General features: G+C 48.9%; 13 protein-coding genes and 1 pseudogene. 13 read left to right on the top strand and 1 reads right to left on the bottom strand.

Features of this window, described 5'->3' with window-relative positions:
- The first annotated feature begins 617 nt into the window (after window positions 1-617).
- The 12 genes from AC1DOV_RS27945 (at window position 618) to AC1DOV_RS28000 (ending at window position 18,295) form a co-directional block, all read left to right on the top strand.
- Window positions 618-869 carry a hypothetical protein gene (locus tag AC1DOV_RS27945; protein ID WP_477551579.1) on the top strand — a complete coding sequence of 84 codons (252 nt, stop codon included), beginning with the start codon at window positions 618-620 and terminating at the stop codon, window positions 867-869.
- Between the two features lie 827 nt (window positions 870-1,696).
- The gene (locus AC1DOV_RS27950; protein WP_477551580.1) at window positions 1,697-3,061 is read left to right on the top strand and encodes an ABC transporter substrate-binding protein; all 1,365 of its coding nucleotides are present in this window, start codon (window positions 1,697-1,699) and stop codon (window positions 3,059-3,061) included.
- A gap of 106 nt (window positions 3,062-3,167) precedes the next feature.
- Window positions 3,168-4,970, top strand: a complete 1,803-nt coding sequence (locus AC1DOV_RS27955) for a cache domain-containing sensor histidine kinase (protein WP_477551581.1) — start codon at window positions 3,168-3,170, stop codon at window positions 4,968-4,970.
- Window positions 4,971-4,975: 5 nt separating this feature from the next.
- The gene (locus tag AC1DOV_RS27960; protein ID WP_477551582.1) at window positions 4,976-6,607 is read left to right on the top strand and encodes a response regulator transcription factor; all 1,632 of its coding nucleotides are present in this window, start codon (window positions 4,976-4,978) and stop codon (window positions 6,605-6,607) included.
- A 169-nt stretch (window positions 6,608-6,776) separates the two neighbouring features.
- Window positions 6,777-8,330, top strand: coding sequence for a glycoside hydrolase family 32 protein (locus AC1DOV_RS27965; protein ID WP_477551583.1), 1,554 nt, complete (start codon window positions 6,777-6,779; stop codon window positions 8,328-8,330).
- Window positions 8,327-10,237, top strand: a complete 1,911-nt coding sequence (locus tag AC1DOV_RS27970; RefSeq protein ID WP_477551584.1) for a GH32 C-terminal domain-containing protein — start codon at window positions 8,327-8,329, stop codon at window positions 10,235-10,237. The genes AC1DOV_RS27965 and AC1DOV_RS27970 overlap by 4 nt, the downstream gene beginning before the upstream one ends.
- A gap of 65 nt (window positions 10,238-10,302) precedes the next feature.
- A complete protein-coding gene (locus AC1DOV_RS27975) occupies window positions 10,303-11,235 on the top strand; it encodes a carbohydrate ABC transporter permease (protein WP_441879454.1) in 933 nt (310 codons plus the stop codon).
- A 10-nt stretch (window positions 11,236-11,245) separates the two neighbouring features.
- The gene (locus AC1DOV_RS27980) at window positions 11,246-12,085 is read left to right on the top strand and encodes a carbohydrate ABC transporter permease (protein ID WP_339208274.1); all 840 of its coding nucleotides are present in this window, start codon (window positions 11,246-11,248) and stop codon (window positions 12,083-12,085) included.
- Entirely contained in the window at window positions 12,085-13,074 is a 990-nt protein-coding gene (locus tag AC1DOV_RS27985; protein ID WP_477551585.1) for a carbohydrate kinase family protein, read from the top strand. The genes AC1DOV_RS27980 and AC1DOV_RS27985 overlap by 1 nt, the downstream gene beginning before the upstream one ends.
- A 1,436-nt stretch (window positions 13,075-14,510) precedes the next feature.
- Window positions 14,511-14,990, top strand: coding sequence for a hypothetical protein (locus tag AC1DOV_RS27990; protein ID WP_477551586.1), 480 nt, complete (start codon window positions 14,511-14,513; stop codon window positions 14,988-14,990).
- A 326-nt stretch (window positions 14,991-15,316) separates the two neighbouring features.
- Complete coding sequence (locus AC1DOV_RS27995) at window positions 15,317-15,871, top strand: GNAT family N-acetyltransferase (RefSeq protein WP_477551587.1); 555 nt, start codon at window positions 15,317-15,319, stop codon at window positions 15,869-15,871.
- Between the two features lie 978 nt (window positions 15,872-16,849).
- Window positions 16,850-18,295 carry an alpha/beta hydrolase family protein gene (locus AC1DOV_RS28000; RefSeq protein ID WP_477551588.1) on the top strand — a complete coding sequence of 482 codons (1,446 nt, stop codon included), beginning with the start codon at window positions 16,850-16,852 and terminating at the stop codon, window positions 18,293-18,295.
- A 217-nt stretch (window positions 18,296-18,512) separates the two neighbouring features.
- On the opposite strand, the gene AC1DOV_RS28005 is transcribed toward AC1DOV_RS28000, so the two are convergent.
- The gene (locus tag AC1DOV_RS28005) at window positions 18,513-18,716 is read right to left on the bottom strand and encodes a tyrosine-type recombinase/integrase (protein WP_477509324.1); all 204 of its coding nucleotides are present in this window, start codon (window positions 18,714-18,716) and stop codon (window positions 18,513-18,515) included.
- Between the two features lie 542 nt (window positions 18,717-19,258).
- Between AC1DOV_RS28005 and AC1DOV_RS28010 the strand changes: the two are divergent.
- Window positions 19,259-19,456: pseudogene (locus AC1DOV_RS28010) on the top strand (IS110 family RNA-guided transposase); the annotation flags it as partial.

The raw sequence follows: 19,456 nt of genomic DNA on the forward strand, positions 1-19,456 counted from the left end.
ACCGCGCTTTATCCTTCTCTTCATTTGGCGACTGGGTATATGAAGACCAATTACTAATCAAGATTTCGATGATTATACCGTATCAAAAGTGTGTCCAGAAAATGAAACGTACCATAAATCAAATATACAGTTTTTGAAACGCTTTATAGTGTCTTTTTTTAGTGTATCAAAAAGCATGCATTTTGAAAGGATAGGATGGTGACTAAGGCTATACCGGTATATAATTCAATCCAGATACTTCAATATGTGAAAAAAGACAATTTACCTTTCTTGTACAATAAGGGACACTCTTCTGAATTAACGTAATGGACAAAGAGTATGAGTTATAAACCTACAAGGGAGAGAAGACATAGATATCTTTATAGAGAAGGAGGAGTATTAATGATGGAGATGGGCTACGCGCGTGTTTCTACTAAGGAGCAAAATCCGGAAAGGCAACTGCTGATAAATTGAGCGGCAAAGACTTGAATCGACCTCAGTATCAGGCTAAGTGTCTTATGTTGAGACAAGGTGATTTAGTTTACATCGATTCGTTAGATCGATAGGGACGAGATTACGAAGGAATCATAGATGAGTGGGAATATATTACTCGTGAGATTGTAGCGGATATTGTTTGTTTGGATAACGAGCTGCTCTTTGATTCTAGAAAGTATCGAACCATGGGTAACTTCGGAAAGGTCCTGGAGAGTCAATTTCTTAGTTTGCTTGCCTATGTAGCAGAACAAGAGTGTAAAAAGAATCTGGAGCGACAAGCTGAAAGAATTGCAGTGGCTAAATCTGAAGGAGTTAAGTTTGGCAGGCCGCGAAAGGAAATTGAATCAAATTTTATTGAAGTGTATCAAGCTTGGAAAGCTTCCGTAAATCTATAGCGTATGTCACAAGGCAGATGGAGGATAATATAAGATTTCTGCTTAGGCTACGCTTTAACGACTCGCAACTTAAATTACCGCTGGCTAGTCAAAAAGCCGAGCGGTTTTTTTGGCCAACCTGAGAGCGCATAGCTCGTTTATTACCTACCACAGACATCATAGCTAGTACGGTTAAGAGGTGTGCCATAACGCCGTGAAGCAATGTCGCCGTATGAAATCAAGACGTTGAGCATTGCTCTCTCCTTCTAATTTATTGTTGCCTCTGTGATTAAGAGACGCATACGCCAACCGTATCCTGCTCGGTTAAACCTTATGAGCAAGCTACTCGTGCGGCGGCTGTAACGGTTATCATCAGGGCATTATCTCTGTAGTTGCGAACAGCCCCAGTAGACTGAACATTTGAGAAATGTTTAGTCTGTGAGGTTTTCTATGAGGCAAGCGCCAGCCGTTTCACCCCATTCAGAAAAGAATCGTCGTAAGAACGCAAAATAAACTACGACATCACAATTAACTAATGGGTATTTCCAAGCCGGGTATCGAAGGTATAGGGGAGAATGAGACCGAGAAGAAGCAGTCCAGTATGCTGGCAAAAAATCGATTAGGAAGCGTCCCCAATGTTTGAATTAGAATTGAACTGACTCACTATCCGCATTGCAATCAAACGTCCTTTGTCTTATTGGCGTCCTGCGTATCAAGCTTCATCGTCTGCCTCTTGAACCTTCTGAATATTTTGCAACTCAGGAACCGAGAATATTGAATTATTAAGCGCTCTCTTGGATGATACAATGTTACTGCAAACAACCACAATAAAGAGAGGGGCATCATCCTTGAAAAAGTCAAAACTTGCTGCCATCGGCACAAGCGCGCTGCTCGTCACTGCCTTCCTTGCAGGCTGCTCATCCAACAACAATGTGAACACCGCCAGCCCGTCGGGAACTGCTTCAGAAAGCGCATCCACATCGTCTTCTGACAAGCCCACATCCGGCGAACAGGTCAAGCTGACTTTCTGGCGCAACTCCGGAAATGACGCCGAAAACTCTGCTTACGATCAATTGGTGAAGGCATTCAATGCGAACAATCCAGACATCAAGGTCGAGATGAGCCCGATTCCTTATTCGGACTACGATGCGAAGCTGCGGACTTCGATCGCAGCGAACAATCCGCCGGATATTATGGCGATTGATGCCCCGAACATGGCATCCTACGCGCAATCAGGAGCATTGCAATCGTTGACGAATTATTTTAAGGTGGACGGCAATCTCGACGATATTCCGGCGGGTACAATTGGGGCCTATACGTACAAGGAAAACATCTACATGGCGCCGCTTACCGAATCGTCCATTGCTCTTTTCTACAATAAGAAGATGTTCGAGGCAGCAGGTATTCCGCTACCGTCCAAAAACCCGGATGATCCGATGACATGGGATCAAGTGCGCGATGCGGCTATCAAGCTGACCGACGCGAAAAAGGGCATTTACGGCATCGATCCGGCCCAAGGCTTTGGGAACGCGGGAGCGGCCGCTTACTTCAAGTACCCGATCATCTGGCAGTTCGGTGGGGAGATCATGGACAAGGATGGTATGACATCTAAGGGCTACCTGGATATGCCGGAGACCAAGAAGGCGGTACAGTTCTTCGCGGATCTGTATAATAAGGACAAAGTATCGTCGCTGGAATACCCGCCGGATCCGTTCCCTACAGGCAAGCTTGCGATGACGGTCGACGGCTCCTGGTCGTTGTCCTTCTTGGCCGAGAAGTTCCCGAATTTCAAGCTCGGTGAGGATTGGGACGTCGCGCCGCTGCCTAAAGAAACGAAGCAAGCGGTGGCCAACGGCTCTTGGTCCCTCGCCATCTCTTCCCAGAGTAAGAACGCGGACGCAGCCTGGAAGTTCGTGAACTACGTGACTGGAGCGGAAGGCTCCAAGCTGTACAGCAGCGTGACGAAAGATATTCCGGTTCGCTACTCCGTCGCGAAGCAGTTCCCGGAGCTGAACGAATATCCGAAGAACGTCTTTGTCATCCAGAACCAGAAATACGGCCGCTCGCGTCCGATTACGCCGATCTTCCCGCAGATGTCGGATGCCGTCAACAAGATGATTGAAGACGTAACGATTGGTAAACGCAACGTCGATACGGCGATTGCTGATGCCATCAAGAAGATCGACAAGGCTTACGCCGATATGCCGAAGTAAAAAATAAAGGATAACCTGAAAAAGACGTCCGCTATTTGCGGATCGTCTTTTTCAGGCTTTTGCGTTCAAATAGCTCTCATCTTACATTCACCGGAGGCCTGACGACATGCTCTACTCGCTTCGAAGCCGACTTATGGTTGCTTTCTCCATCCTGCTTATTTGCCCGTTCGTTTCGTTGGTCTATATTCTGACTTCTACGTCGGCGAACCTTATTAAGAATTCCCTTGAAATATCCGCTTCGCAGACGATCGAGCAGTATGCTTCCCACGTAACGACCTTGATGAAGCAGTTGGAGGATATCGGCAACCAGGTTCTCGGAAGCTCGATTACCCAGACTTGGCTGGCCGATCTGCGCAATAGCGAAGACCTGGAGAGAGAAGAACTGCTGGCGAAGCGCAGGGTGCGGGATTTTCTGTCCTCCTATGCGGTGAATAATTCCAACGGAATCTCGATCAGTCTTTTTACTATTGCGAAGGGCGGATTGTGGAAGCAGGATCGCACATATGAACAGCAACCTTGGTTTCTGGATTACAAGGAGCAGAATGTGAAATGGACGGGGTCTCACCTGGACGAGGACCAGCCGGATGAGAGCATGAGGAACCGCAATGTGAATGGCTACCTGCTGCCTCTTGTTGAGCTTCAGACGTTGACCAGCGTTGGCATCGTTAAGGTCAACTATCCGACGAGCGTTCTGCGGGATCCACTAGAACGGATTCATTTCGGCGAGACGGGCCGCGTCTTCCTGCTGGATATCGATGGGCGTAGCGTGCTAGGCCAGCAGTTTACAGGAGTAGCGGCCATCTTGCAGGAAGGGATAAGCAAGCTTGCCAAAGTCCGGCAGACCAATCAGGCGGGGAAGCGAGTGAGGGAGAGCGGCGTGTTCGCCGTACGAAATCAGGGCAAGCCTTACCTGGTCTTCTACGAGGAGCTGCCGGATCAGAACTGGACGATCATGGGCGTCGTGCCGGAACGGGAATTGTATGCGAAGCTGAACCGCATTAAGGAGACGATGCTGCTCGTAAGCGGAATTCTGCTGGTGATCGTGCTTGTTGTGGCATTCGGCCTGTCCAAAAGCGTCACGAATCCCCTTACGCGAATGGCCCGATCCATGAAGCTTGTGAAGCGAGGCGAGTTCGACGAAGCGATTAAACAGATGCCCAACACCCAGCGGGGGCACAGTGAGATCGGTTATGTGACCGGCGCTTTCGGACAGATGACGCACCGGCTGAAGTACCTGATCGAAACGGAATACGAGACGAATCTGAGGCGTAAAAACGCCGAATACAAAGCGTTGCTGCTGCAGATCAACCCGCATTTTTACAACAATACGCTCGAAATTATTAGCGGTCTGGCCGCTATGAAGCGCAATGACCTCGTTATGGATGCAACCGAGTCGCTGGGACAGATGATGCGGTATTCGCTGGATTTGAGCTCTGATCAGGTGTGGGTGCCGGAAGAACTCGATTATATCCGGGATTATTTGTTCATCCTAAAGCTAAGGTATGACGATCGACTACAGGTACGGATCGAAGAGGCGCCGGGGGCCCGTGAACTTAAGATGCCTAAGTTTATTCTGCAGCCCTTGGTTGAGAATGCGGTTAAATACAGTTTGGAAAACGGGGAAATAGCGATTGTTGAACTAGGTGCCGAGGCCCGCGACGGTTGGCTGTACTTGACCATCTCCGACAACGGAATCGGCATGAATGGGGAACTGGCAGCCGATTTGCAGAGGGGGCTGTCTGGGGCGGATACGACGGCGATCCTCCACACGGAGGGGAACAGCATCGGACTCCGAAACGTGCTGGCGCGCTGCAGGGTGCAATACGGCGATGCCTTTGAAGTCCACATTGCTTCATCACCGGATTCCGGCACGACGATAACGATGCGGTTGCCCGCAAGAAGGAATTGATCATCATGTACCGTGTAATGCTCGTAGACGATGAAGCCGGTGTTCGCAATAGCATCCGGGCGAAGATTGATTGGGAGAGTGCCGGATTCGTCATCGCTTACGAAGCGTCCGATGGAGAGGAAGCACTCCGTATGCTTGCCGAGGCGGTAGTTCGTCCGGATATCGTCATCTCGGACATTAGAATGCCGAAAATGGACGGGATCACCTTCATCCGAGCTTGCAAGGAGGCCTATCCGGAACTGCGTGTTATCGTCTTATCCGGCTATTCGGACTTCGATTATATGAAGTCGGCCATTCAGCTCGGCGTCAAGGATTACCTGCTGAAGCCTGTAGTGCGGGCGGAGCTCTCATCGCTGCTCGGGAAGCTGGCGGGCGAGTTGAAGGAGGAACGACTGCTGGAAGGTGAGCGCCAGCGGGAGAAGGTTCAGCGTAACCAGCAGCTGCGGCAAATGCAGGAGCATTTCCTCCTTCAATTGGTGAAAGAGGAAGGCGTAGGCGAGTCTGCGGTGAGAGATCGACTGCACCATTTGCAGCTCGCCAAGCTCGACGGCGAAGCGCTAAGCCTACGCTTTGCGACACTAGAGATGCGCTTGCCGCCGGGACGGCTGCGAAGCTGGGAGGGACGCCGCGATCTGCTGCAGCTGGCATTCCGCATGCTCTGCCGGGAAACGGCCGATAAGCGTGAGGACGTGTACCCATTCTATGACGTGGGGCACCCGTCGATGATGTTTTTCCTGCTGGTGGACACGGGAAGTAAGGAGTCTAGTGACGCAGCCGCGGAGCAGTTCGTTCGCGAGCTGAAGCGCAATGCGGCGATGTACCTGCGGCTTGAGAGCGTCAGCGGCATAGGCGAGCCCGTGTCGGGGTGGCGCGAAGCGAAAAACGGCTATGCGAGCTGTATGCTGGCCTGGAGCCGCGAGACGATCGATGGATCGGCCACCGCATCGACCCAGCAGGGAGTACTGGATTGGGCGCAGTCATTCACGGCTGAGACGGAGCGAAGGCTGATTCAGGCGATCGAGACATTGAATCGGCAAGCTTTTTCCGCTCAATTACTCGAGCTGTTCCCGTCGAATCGAGACATGCCGATGTTCGCCTTCACCTTCCTGGCGCTGCGGGTCATTCTAACCTTCGGTTCACTTGCGAAAAAGTTTGAACTGGGCGATACCTCGCTTCAACAGGTGCTTTGGAATTGCCAAGCTTCGATTGCGACCTATCGGAGTCGGGAAGAGGTACTTGCGCAAATTGAACGGATCGCCGATTTGGTCATGGATGCGGTGCGAAGCAGCCGGACCTCCAGCGGCCAGTTGCAGGCGGAGGCGGTCCGCAAGTATGTGGATGAGAATTATCCTTACGAGTTGACGCTGTCTCAGTTGGCCAGTATGTTTCACATGAACGAGACTTACCTGTCGGGCTTGTTCAAGCAGAACGCTGGCGTTACATTCAGTGACTATTTGACGCGGCTCCGGATGACGCGCGCCGCCGAGCTGCTGAGCGGGACAGATCTGAAGTTGACGGATATCGCGATGCTGGTCGGCTACTCCAGCTCCAGCTATTTCAGCACCTCTTTTAAAAAGTATTACGGCTGCAGCCCAAAGGAATACCGGGAGAAGCGGCAGACAACGAATGAGAGCTAACAGCTTTTATAGAAGAAGTCATCCCTCCCCACTATTCGCTACTTCCTCCCCCCACCCAGCATTTTAAAAGTTGCTCCCCGAGCATAGTGAAAGTCTTGGCCCTTCCCGCAGCCTTACAATAGAGGCAATCGAAACAAACATGGAAAGCTGCGGGAAGGAAGAATTCGACATGACAAACACGAACACGAGGCAAGACAGCCGCCAATCCGAGCATGAGGAGGCGCTTAAGATAGCGGAGGAAGCGGTACAGGCCGGAGCCGCTCGGGCGGCGCAAGATCCGTTCCGCCTGCGCTATCATCTGATGGCGCCGTCGGGCTGGATGAACGATCCGAACGGACTTATTCATTTTAAAGGCGAGTACCATGCCTTCTATCAACATTTCCCATTCGGTGATTATCAAGGCCCGATGTACTGGGGACATGCGGTCAGCCGGGACTTGGTGCGGTGGGAGCATCGCCCGGTTGCCCTTGCACCGACGGAGCCCTACGAGTTCGGTTCGTCTGAAGGCGGCTGCGGCTGTTGGTCGGGCAGTGCGGTGGAGCATGAGGGACAATTGGTGCTTTTCTATACCGCACACGTCGATGGGCGTACCCCGGAGGAAGTGCAGACTATGGCGACGAGCGAGGATGGCATCCGCTTCGTTAAGCATCCGGTGCCGGTTATTCAAGGCAGTCCAGACGGTGAATGCTTCGGCTTTCGCGACCCGAAGGTGTGGAAGCATGAAGAGCGCTGGTATATGGTCATTGGCTCAGGTAAAAACGGTCGCGGCCGCGCCCTCCTATACGAGTCTCCCAACCTTTTGGATTGGTCGTACCGAGGTGTCGCGGCGGAGAGCGACGGGACGCAGGGAGATATGTGGGAATGTCCGGATTTGTTCCCGCTAGGAGGCAAGTACGTCCTAATCGTTTCACCGATGAACATGGACGGCGTCAAAAATCTCTACATGATCGGTGAGATGGACTTCGCTGCAGGTCGTTTTATCCCCGAGAGCAGCGGTATCATCGATGACGGACCGGACTTCTATGCCGCGCAAACGATGTTGGACAGCAACGGACGCCGCATCCTGATCGCCTGGATGGACATGTGGGGATCGCGACTCATTAAGACGGGACGCGCCTGGTATGGGGCTATGACGCTTGCCCGAGAGCTTCAGATGACCGAAGATGGGCGTCTGGCCTCGAGGCCAGTAGAGGAACTAGCTTCTCTTCGAGGACAAGAGATTTCGAAATTAGACAACGGACTCCATCTGCAGCCTGGCGAAGAACGAATCTGGTTGCTGCCGCCGGCCTTTGAATGGCAAGCCGATATTGATTTGTCTGCAACAGAGGCGCAGGAGCTTCGGATCGTAATTAGTGGAGCATGCGAGGATTTATCCGACGCAGAGTCCGTAAAGACTTCGCGGTCCGTCACAGACCAAATCACTAAGATCCGCTGGCTGGCTGCGCAGCGCCGCATCGAATTGAACCGCAATGAGGCGGGAATTGGCGATCCCGGCGTGTACGTATCCGACCTTCAGGCTTCTGCCGCCACTCGCCTGAGTCTCCGTCTGTTCTCAGACAACTCATCCATAGAGTTGTTTGTCAACGATGGCGATCGAGTGTTGACCAGCCGCATTTATCCTCTGGCTTCAGGACGCAGACTGGAGATTCAGGCGGTGGGAGGAACCATTGTATTCGAAGCCATGCGGCTCTGGACTATGGATGGACTGGAGGTTAAGCAATGAGCGGGATTCCGAAAAAGTCTATGTCGGCCCTAGCCACGATCGCTATCGGCACCGTGGTTGTGCTCGCGATAGGAGGAGCGATCTGGATGTCTTTTCACTCCGATTCAATTAAAGATTCCGCTGGAAAAACCAACAAGGCGGAGGAAATCTACGCGACGCCCGCACCTTTCCGATTCAACCCGATCGCGAATTATTACACGGAACGCTATCGCCCGCAGTACCACTTAAGTGTCGAGACCGGCAACATGAGTGATCCAAACGGCATGGTGTATTACGAGGGAGAGTACCATCAGTTTTACCAGAACAGCGGTCAGTGGGGGCATGCGGTCAGTCAGGATCTCGTGCATTGGGAGCATCTTCCGGTCGCCTTGATTCGCGATGAGCTCGGCGAAATATGGTCGGGCAGCGCGGTTGTGGACTGGAACGATACGAGCGGTTTTTTCCAAGGTAAATCCGGGCTGGTTGCAATCTTTACGCATTTCCAGAGCGGCGTGCAGTCGCAGAGCATCGCGTACAGCAGCGACGGCGGGCGCACCTGGACAAAGTATGAGGGTAATCCGGTCATTCCGAATCCCGGAATCAAGGATTTCCGCGATCCGAAGGTTATCTGGCACGAAGCGAGCAAGCGTTGGATCATGGTGGTATCAGTCGACAATCATGTTAGATTCTACTCATCGCCCGATCTCCGAAACTGGACCAAGACAGGTGAATTCGGCATAAATCAAGGTTCGCATGCCGCCGTATGGGAATGTCCAGATCTGTTCGAGCTTCCGGTAGACGGCAGTGGTAATCACAAGTGGGTGTTGACGCTGAGCGTCGGCAACAACGAGGCGACCAAAGGCTCGACAGCGCAATATTTCATCGGAGAGTTCGACGGAAAAACCTTCCATAATGATAATCCCGCCGATAAAGTGTTGTGGACGGATTACGGTAAGGACTTCTATGCGGCGGTCTCGTATTCGGACATCCCGGAGAAGGATGGACGGCGTATCTGGCTCGGCTGGATGTCCAACTGGCGCTACCCGTTTACGATGCCGACCGATCCTTGGAAAGGCAACATGTCCGTTCCCCGCGAGCTTACACTTCGCGATATTCCTGGCGAAGGGATCCGTCTCATTCAACAACCAGTCAAGGAACTCGATTCGCTGCGCGGCATCGTACTTAAGCTCGAAGCGCAGCAGCTCGCGACCAACTCGAACGCATTCGGGAAGTGGCGCGGAACCTCTTATGAGCTGGATACGACTTTCACCGTTTCGGCTGATGCTGCGTTTGCACTCAAGGTAAGGACAGATGGTACGGGGGCGGAGGAAACCATCATCCGCTACAATGCCGCAGCAGGAACACTTACAATCGACCGTTCGAAATCTGGCGCTGTTTCGTTTGAGCCGGGCTTCGCGGAGAGCTTTGTGGCTCCGGTGAAGCCGTCTGCAGACGGAAGGTTACCTCTTCGGATCTATGTAGACGAAGACACGCTCGAAGTGTTTGCTGAAGACGGAGCGAAGGTGCTATCCGCCATCGTGTTCCCCGAGCCGTTAAGCAATGGCTTGTCGCTAGAACTTGAGCGGGGGAGCGTCAAGCTAGATGAAGCCTCATTCTACCCGATGCGCTCGGTGTGGCGTGACGAGAATCCTGATTCCAACGTACCGAGCCGCATCCTCATCGGCAAGGAAAGTGTGGACGTGGCGGTTGGCGCCCATGTAACCGTGAAGTCGTCCGTGCTGCCGCTGTCCGCCTCCCAACAGCTCGAATGGGCGTCCAGCGACATGTCAGTCGCTAAAGTGACACATGCAGCGGACGGCAACGGTGTTGACATCTCTGGCATAAGTGCAGGACAAGCCGACTTGATCGCGAAGACGCCTGACGGCAAAGTGACGGCGACGATGAGTGTGTTTGTCTTCGAGCCGTAAAGGGCGATAGTTCTCTGAATCAAGTTTATTCACCCAATCCACCAAACTGAAAGGAAGGGAAAACCATGGCACACACCGAGCTGGCTCCATCGATATCCAAGCGCCGCAAAGGAAATCCCTTCGGCCGGGCACTGCGCCAGGAAGAGAGAACGGCTTGGCTGTTCATCTTGCCTGCGTTGGCAGCGCTTCTGCTCTTTGTCTTCTACCCGATGGTCCAAGCATTCTTCATCAGCTTCCAGAACTACAACATGGTGGGCGGAACCCGGTCTTTTAACGGCATAGATAATTACCGGACGCTGATGAATGACTCTGAGTTTCTGGCAAGTCTTCGGCATTCACTATTCTTCGCGGTCATTGTCATTCCGGTACAGACAGCGATCTCGCTAGGCCTCGCGTTGCTGATTCAGCGAGCCGGGCGTTTTACAAGCCTGTTTCGCACGGCTTATTTTATCCCAGTCGTGATCTCGACCTCGGTCGCAGCCACGGTGTTCAAGCTCATCTACAACAAGGACTTCGGCATCCTGAATCAGCTTCTCAAGTCGATGGGACTGCCGCTGACGAACTTTTTATCCAATCCGGATACCGCGATGTACGGCATAATCATTCTCGGCATTTGGAAAGCATCTGGGTTTTTCATGATTATTTTTCTTGCGGGACTGAACAACATCTCTCAAGACTTATATGAGGCGGCTCGGGTTGACGGAGCAAGCCGAGCGCAGCAGTTCTTCCGCATTACGCTGCCGATGCTGAACCGGACGATGGCTTTCGTTGTCATCATGACGACGATCGATGCAATAAAGCTGGGTGGTATCGTCTTCGTCCTCACCAATGGAGGACCGAACGGGTCCACCCAGACAGTCGTGTATTACATCTGGAAAACGGCTTTTCAGCAAATGCAAATGGGCTACGGCACAGCGGCGGCTTTTGTTCTGTTCGCTATCGTGCTGATCATCTCGCTTGCGCAAATGACCTACTTCAATAAGAAAGCTGACTACTAGGGGGATTATTATGCGGCAAATGGGGTTTGCGCTTAAATACATCATGATGACGCTCATCGCCATCGTCTGCATCATTCCGATCGTATGGATGGTCGCTGGATCTCTGCGTCCTTATGAGGAACTGTTCCAATATTCATCGAGCTTGAATTGGCATATGTTCGTGCCAGTCAAGTTCACCTGGGAGAACTACAAAAACGTTATTTTCAGCGATACGAATCCATTCCTACGCTACATTTGGAACACAGTGATCGTCGCTGGATCCGTAACCGTCATCGTGCTCGTCGTAAGCGCCTTGGCCGCCTTCGCTTTCGCGAAGCTGCGATTCCGTGGCAAGTCGATCGTCTTCGCCTTGTTCATGTCGGCGATGGTTATTCCGGGTGAAGTAACGCTCGTGCCAAACTACTTGCTGATGAACAATTTCGGGTGGGTCAACTCGTACGCTAGTCTCATTGTGCCTTCCTCGCTGTCGGTGTTCGGCATCTTCCTGCTGCGGCAGTTTTTCGCGGACATTCCGAATGAGATTATGGAAGCGGCGAAGATTGACGGTGCTTCGGTTATGCGCGTGTTCATTAGAATCGTCGTTCCGGCGGCCGTTCCGGCGCTAATAACACTCGGCCTTATGACGTTTCTCGGCAACTGGGACTCGTATCTCTGGCCTCTTATCGTCATCAACGACGAAAAGAAGCAGATGCTTCAAGTCGCGATTGCGTCGTTCTCTTCGCTAGCCGGTACCGATTGGTCCAAAATTTTGGCGGCTAGCACGATAGCAACGGCTCCGATTCTGATTCTGTTCTTGTTTCTGCAGCGCTACTACATTCAGGGCATCACGATGTCGGGGGTCAAAGGGTAATGGGGCACAAAATTTACGATGCGGTGGCACTTGGCGAGTATTTGATCGATTTCGTGCCGGAGGGCGTATCGGTATCCGGGGAGCCTTTGTTGGAACGCAACCCCGGCGGCGCTCCGGTTAATGTACTGGCGGCGCTCGCAAAACTGGGCAACAAGACTGCCTTTATCGGCAAGGTCGGACAGGATCCGTTCGGCGAGTATTTGCGGGATGTGCTGATCCGGCAAGGAATCGCAGCTGAGGGGCTTGTGTTAAGCCGGGAAGCACATACGACGATGGCGTTCGTACATTTGGACGAGCGGGGAGAGCGTTCGTTCCACTTCGCCCGTCAGCCGGGAGCGGACGCGCTGCTTATGGAGGCCGAAGTGCGGCCGGAACTTACAAGCGGAACGCGTCTGTTCCACTTCGGCTCCATCTCGCTAACATCGGAGCCTTCGCGCCATGCGACGCTTCATGCAGTTGAGGCGGCGCGGCAAGCAGGCGCGATCATCTCCTACGATCCGAACTGGCGTCCATCTCTGTGGGAGACCGAGGAACTCGGGCTTGTATGGATGAAGAGTGGGCTTGAACAGGCTCACATTGTTAAGGTGTCGGATGAGGAACTGGCGCTGCTGACGGGCCTGCCTGACGCCGGCACACTGGATATTGCTACCGGAGCCGAAGAGCTTGTCCTTCGCTACGGGCTGGACGTACTGCTTGTCACGCGAGGAGCAGCAGGAACGTATTATCGGACGGCGCGCTATGCCGGCGAAGTGGCAGCCAACCGTGTCGTTCCAGTCGATACGACCGGGGCGGGCGACGCTTTCATGGGCGCGTTTCTGCACTGCGTGCTCGGCAGCGAGACGAAGGCGGCGAACTGGAGCGAGGAGGAACTGCACAGAACAGTCGCCTTCGCCAACGCCGGCGGGGCGCTCGCTACGACTCGTAAGGGCGCCATTCATTCGCTCGGGACGCTGGAAGAAATCGAAGAGTTGCTTCGCGGGAGACGTTAACCCCGAAAAGCCAGAGTCAGTTGTCTGACTCTGGCTTTTTTTGTGCACCGTACCGTCTAAGAGGCTCCAGTAAATTAATTTGATCAGTTCTGAGAGTCTGGCCGGTATTCCAAATGACATTTTGGAAATGCCACTGAATGGTTAACGTTGGATGCTTTCAAATATTGAAGGAGGATAAAAGCATAAAACTCGGGTTTATCGGATGCGGCGGCATTTCAGATGTGCATCTTAAAGGGATCGTTGAGTTATGAAAGGAAAACAGGCAACCTTCGAGCCGTCTATATCGATTACAAGGAGATGCTCGTACTTGGCTGCATCCTCCAGAATATTCCATCCGAAGGAAGGGGAACGTTAGTTGAATAGCTTAAGATGAAGCTTTCCGACCTCGTGAGTTCGGGTTATTTGATTTTTTAGTCATGTTAATGGCCCGTTTTTTATTAAACTAATGGGAAGGTTACCGCAAAAAAAGAGATTTACAAGCCGTATACTTAGTGAGTCAGCGAAATGAGATTAAGAGGAAAGAATGAAATATTTAACTAAAGAGTTGTACGAAGAAATGCAGATAAGAGGATATATGGAGTATTATACAAGGTTCGGAGTGACCAAGCTGGGCAAAATTCTATGAATTAATCGCTACTTTTTTTAAGAAATTACATCAACTACCTTGATAACACCGTGAGCGCAGAAAAGACTTACAAGCACTGTTCAATATTGACCGATGATATAAATCTATACTGTATGAGAAGTGCGGTTCCCTCTGGCAGATCATCATTTTTCTATACAGGGGTTTCTTACAGCACTACGATTTATTATAGGTAACATTAACGCATTTAGCCCTTTCGGCAGTCCCTTTGGGAAAAGGGATTTATACGATTCTTTACTCAATTGGCATGCAGATACTGGATGTATCGATCCTGTCGGCCCGGCTCCTTCACGAATCGAAACAGGGTGGTGTTACGTTTGGCAATGGTCATTCAGTCGAAGTTGTGCTCCATGAGGAACACGAAAAAAATCCTTACCACTGATCCAGGGCATCTATAAGCACACGAGACGTTTCGTGAAGCATCAGGATCCTTTTCTTTAAACTCGCTTAAGACGCGATTGGGCAGTATGAGCAAGGAGGAGGCGAGTGCTTATATCCGCCACTGGATGAGCATAAGCCGGACGGAAAGCCGGTAGAACAGATCTATCTGAAGATTCTGCTTGCTGCCGCCGCTCGAAACCTAGAACTGATATAAGAAGGCGATGTCGTCCAGGTGCTTACCGATATGGATCGACAGCGAGACGTTACCAATTAACTCAAAATTTCCCTATACTCCCATTCGTTGGCGTCTGCCGCTCCTTATTCACATGGCCTATAAGTCAATGAGAAGTAACATTTGACTCACTGACGGGCAATGAGAGCTAATTAAGTATAATGAGAAGGTGCTGCGGACATGAACAAAGAGGTGTTTCTAAAGGAACTCGATGAAATAGTAGAAGATAAAATGTTCATTGGAAATGATATCGATGACTTAGAAGAAGAAATTTCACAAAACACATGGTCAATTTCGATGAGTCAACAGTTAGCTAGTGAGTTTACAGTTGGTGAGATAGGAAACTTTTTTTGTAATGTAATTACAAATAGAACTGAACAAATGACAAAATCAGACTGTAATAGAATGCTTTTTTATGTATGGTTCGATTGGCGATCTGGAAGGTTGCGCTTTAATTTCATTTCAGACATCCATACAAAACTACCTTTTAAATGTGAAATTGAAACAGTAGAAAACATAGATTCGATAATAAATGTGTTTTTAAAATATCAGTATCATGATGGTATTCCTTTTGAGGAAGCAAGAGATGAAGATAAGCAAACTGTGGAAAATATAAAAGTAAATTCACTTAATGTCTTTTTGTACGAATTGAGAAGTTAGAGGAACAAATTGATAAGCTAACAGGGAACGATAGCACAATAAACACCTATGATGAAGCTGCCGGAACGATGGGCAGCTTCATTACGTTAACGAGCAGAATACGTTAATCACCTCTGTAAGTAGAAAACCATTTACATAGTTATTTTTCTCATGCTACAATTTTCCATATTAGAAAGGATTGAGAACAATATAGTCGAAATAACTCTTATTCTCGAGCAAGGTCTTCACCTACTTTACATGGTGTGGGTTCTCAAATTGATAGATGCGATTTTTAATATTACTTATTATGTAAAAGTACATGAAGCGTATATTGGGAGAGTTGAAAGATGATCGTTATAAGAAAGGCCTTGGCTTGTAATTTGGATTTCATATTTAGTATAGATTTTAAAAGTGAAGGAACGACAACAACAAATGCCGATAAGACACCTGAAGAAATAATGGAGCACCGGCATACAGTTTCTTCCTTTATAGAGAATGATGATAATGGAATAGGTGCATTTATTTGTGAAGACCAATCATACAAGAAAAAGATTGGATTATTGATGTATCGAGTAAGAAATCGTGACGATGTTCCTGATTTTAGTATTTTACGGAGGATAGATCGAGCTTTGTTTCCCGAAGATGGTCAGCTTATGGAAGTTTACCAACTATGGGTCGATAAAGATTATCGTAAACGAGGGATCGCCTACGAACTTAAGCTAAAATTAGAAGAGGAAGCACGAATTAAGGGTGTACAATTAGTCTACTCCCATACTGAAGAATCAAATATCCCCGTGATTAAAATGAATAGTAAGTTAGATTACGAAGTGGTATGGCGCGGGCCTATATGGGATGATCAAATAGTACGAATTGCATTTATAAAACACCTCGTATCGAGCTAACCGTTCACGATGTTGAATGGAGACAATAAGAGGCATCCGAGCACAAGTCAGTGAATCGGAATTATAAGACTGAGGTAACTTAATTCATTTTTAATCGTAAACAGCCTGCCAGATCACTCCGGCAGGCTGTTTAGCTATCAACACTTTGAATGCTATGACGAAGAATCTAAAAGAAACCTTGGATTTCTCAAAATCTCATCTACAACTTCCTCAATATCAGTGTGCGTTGTATTCATGATGTGCTTCTCAGGTGGATTTGACTTTAGTATCTCGTTAAGCCCTATAATACAACGATCACCCATTTGATGTCTAAGAGGTCTCTGACTATCTCTTCGTAATAACTCATTCTTGTCAACCAGCAATACAATAAATTTAATGTTAATGTTTAAATCTCTTGATGCTTCCATCATATAACTCGTTTTATCACTATAGGTAACGTAATAGTCGATAACAACATCATGATTATTATTCAAAAAATTCTTTGTTAAGGATAAAATGTTAAGCCATATCAAATTCAATTATGCGAACCATTTTTTGAGCCTTCATAAATAGATTAAACCCTTGTGCAACAAGGGTTTAATCTATTTCCCTACTTCGCTTTTGGTGCTTTGTTTTCGCATAACTTTGATTTTTTTAGCTTAGATATACGAATCAGGTGTTCACGGTTTATGCGCAGAAAAGGATTTGCGAACCTGAGTTTCACGAGATATACGAAGCTGATACTGTCATATTACTTATGAAAGATATAATAGTCGTTTGCAACATGTCCATGCTTTCTCAAAGCGATAATGGGTTTACCGTATACATGTGAAACAGATAAAGGAGAACTAGCTTAGAGCGAACCACAACATCATAAGCTGCAACCTCTGGGCAATCCAACGTTTTTTTTAATGCAGCCAAAAGGAATATTTTTGCAACCAATCGAACCACACATTCGTTATGTATAAGACCACCAACAACTTATATAATGGAGAAATCATGAGAACTTTCGAAATATTATTAACTCTTTTGTCTTTTGTCATGCTGTTTCAGCAAAAAATGCCGAGAAAGCTTGCGGCGTCAGCCGGATTTGCGAACATTGGCTTATTGGCGGGACAGCTTTTTTTTGAGGGGTACAGATGGCAAATGGTTTTGATCTATCTGATCTCCGTCGTCCTCGCCTTTATCGCGATCTTCGGAAAAAGGTTTCATATCAGGATGTGGAAGCTGTTGAAATATGGCTTGTATGTTCTAACAATCGCCATGTTGGCGGTCTCCGTCTTCCTGTCTGTATACCTGCCCGTTTTCGATTTGCCTAAGCCTGACGGTGCTTATTCGGTCGGGACGAAGATGTTTCATTTGACCGACCGCGGCAGAGAAGAAACGCTGACAAAAAATCCGCACGATCATAGAGAACTGATGGTCCAAGTATGGTACCCCGCACAAGGTTTGAATGGACAGAAACAGGCACCTCTCTTTTCCGAAGACGCAAGCACATTTCACGAGTATATCGAGAGGTTCGCAGATGGATTCGGCCTTCCCGCGTTTGCTTTGGACTATTGGCGCTATATCAAAACTAACTCATACGAAAACACCACGATTTCATTAGCTGAAGCCCGATATCCAGTCGTCGTAATCAGCCACGGCTTCGGAACAAGCCGGCTGCTGCACGCTTCCCAAGCCGAGCATCTGGCAAGTCATGGATTTGTCGCAGTGGCTATCGATCATACTTACAGCACAATGGCAACGGCTTTTCCAGACGGACGGGTGACAGGCTTAACAACCGAGCCATATATGAACGGAGTTTCCGAAAACATCAGCAAGCTCGGGAACATTTGGACGCACGACGCCGACTTTGTCATCAACCAGTTGGATCAGCTGAATCGTGATGCCTTTGAGGGAAAACTCGATATGGATAACATCGGGATGATGGGTCACTCATTCGGCGGCGCCACGGCGTTTAACGCCGCATATTCAAATCACAGAATTAAAGCAGGAATCAACATGGACGGTTCATTGTACAATGTCAACGACAAGCAGGCGATTTCAAAGCCGTTTCTGTTCATGGAATCGACCAGCTTTATGAACATCAAAAACAAGGCGCTGAGTGGAAAGATTTCTGATGAAGAAATCAAAAATTCGGGTTTAACGAAAGAAGAATTCAACAAGATGATTGAGGAACGAAAAAAGGAATACAAAATCATAGACCAAGCATCAATGGTGTATATTGAAGGTACGGAGCATTACAACTTCACCGACTTACAGCTTTATTCAAAACTTTTGAAGCAGCTCGGCATAACGGGCGACATTGACGGCGAACGAAGCGCGGATATCGTGAACCGGTACGTTTTGGATTTTTTCAACAAGCATTTAAAAGAAACCGGCGGTGGCTTGATCAGCAAGCCGAATCCGTCATATCCGGAGGTTGAGTTTCCGAAGGAATAAACCGAAAACTACAGAAAGGGTGCCGACGGTGGCACACTCTCTTTCTTATTAACATATACAACAAGGATGCAAGAACTAAATATTTTTCGTTCTGGCATGCTACAGAGATGCCTTTTCACTAATTGGCCGCTAAACTCGGCATATCGGAATTGTGTAGCTTGTAACTCCGCGTCATGCACGGCGTCGCTAAGATGCGTTTCATGTTTTCCACCGGACTCTATTTTTTATGCTGCTGTTTTATATCGCTGCTGAATAATTTGACATAGTAATCGACCATATCGAGGGTGGCATGTCCCAAAATGCGCCGAAGAGTCAACGGATCGCCTCCGTTCAAAATGTGAAACTTCGCCATCGAGTGCCGGAACGTATGAGGAGAGACTCTCACTCCCGAAATGTTTGCCGCGTGACCATAGGCATGCATCTTATATTGCAATGCGCGCGCGTACTGATTGGCTCATTATTGATGAAAGAACCTTTCAGGAACAAAAAGTCTCATTAGATATGTATACGAAATAAGCTTCGAGATTTACAATTCTGAAGAAAGAATTGCACAGCAGCGTTCCAATTGACGTTCATGATGAAGTGATCTTGGTTTTGCACTTCGCATATCCTTATGAAGTTATGCGAACCAAAACGGATATACGAAGGAGGAGGGGAGAAATCGTATAACTATGGGATATACGATTTCATATAACTTTCACGAAAAATCGGAATATTTGCAGTCGATTGGGATTGTTTTACAAATGACATGATCCCTTGATCCATAAGGGTTTATCGGGAATTTAGAGGTCTGGAATCACCTGCTTCCGGCTCGTATAACACCATATTCACGCTTCGGGCCATTCGGCTCTCGGTCCTGTTAAGCTAAACATTCCTGTTGAGGCTAAGAAATAGTCTTTGTCAAAAAAGGAGCACCTCGGTATGATGGGTTTGTCGACAACACATCAAGGAGGCGCTCTTACTATGAAGTTTAAGCAATCAGACGCACAAAATCAACGGATTGAACAAATTRCCACCTCGCATCTTGTCATAGGAATTGACATGGCCAAAGAAACTCACGTGGCACAGTCCACAAATTTCCGAGGAATCGTCATTTCAAAACGGCATCTCTCGTTTTCGAATTCTATCGAAGGTTTTGAAAAATTAAGCCGCTGGATAACC

This window comes from Paenibacillus sp. 01T47 (assembly GCF_056398245.1).

Excerpts from the sequence above, each read along its gene's own strand:
- AC1DOV_RS27955 (WP_477551581.1), top strand. The coding sequence starts at position 3,168 with ATGCTCTACTCGCTTCGAAGCCGACTTATGGTTGCTTTCTCCATCCTG.
- AC1DOV_RS27960 (WP_477551582.1), top strand. The coding sequence starts at position 4,976 with ATGTACCGTGTAATGCTCGTAGACGATGAAGCCGGTGTTCGCAATAGC.
- AC1DOV_RS27965 (WP_477551583.1), top strand. The coding sequence starts at position 6,777 with ATGACAAACACGAACACGAGGCAAGACAGCCGCCAATCCGAGCATGAG.
- AC1DOV_RS27970 (WP_477551584.1), top strand. The coding sequence starts at position 8,327 with ATGAGCGGGATTCCGAAAAAGTCTATGTCGGCCCTAGCCACGATCGCT.
- AC1DOV_RS27975 (WP_441879454.1), top strand. The coding sequence starts at position 10,303 with ATGGCACACACCGAGCTGGCTCCATCGATATCCAAGCGCCGCAAAGGA.
- AC1DOV_RS27980 (WP_339208274.1), top strand. The coding sequence starts at position 11,246 with ATGCGGCAAATGGGGTTTGCGCTTAAATACATCATGATGACGCTCATC.
- AC1DOV_RS27985 (WP_477551585.1), top strand. The coding sequence starts at position 12,085 with ATGGGGCACAAAATTTACGATGCGGTGGCACTTGGCGAGTATTTGATC.
- AC1DOV_RS27990 (WP_477551586.1), top strand. The coding sequence starts at position 14,511 with ATGAACAAAGAGGTGTTTCTAAAGGAACTCGATGAAATAGTAGAAGAT.
- AC1DOV_RS27995 (WP_477551587.1), top strand. The coding sequence starts at position 15,317 with ATGATCGTTATAAGAAAGGCCTTGGCTTGTAATTTGGATTTCATATTT.
- AC1DOV_RS28000 (WP_477551588.1), top strand. The coding sequence starts at position 16,850 with ATGAGAACTTTCGAAATATTATTAACTCTTTTGTCTTTTGTCATGCTG.
- AC1DOV_RS28005 (WP_477509324.1), bottom strand. The coding sequence starts at position 18,716 with ATGCATGCCTATGGTCACGCGGCAAACATTTCGGGAGTGAGAGTCTCT.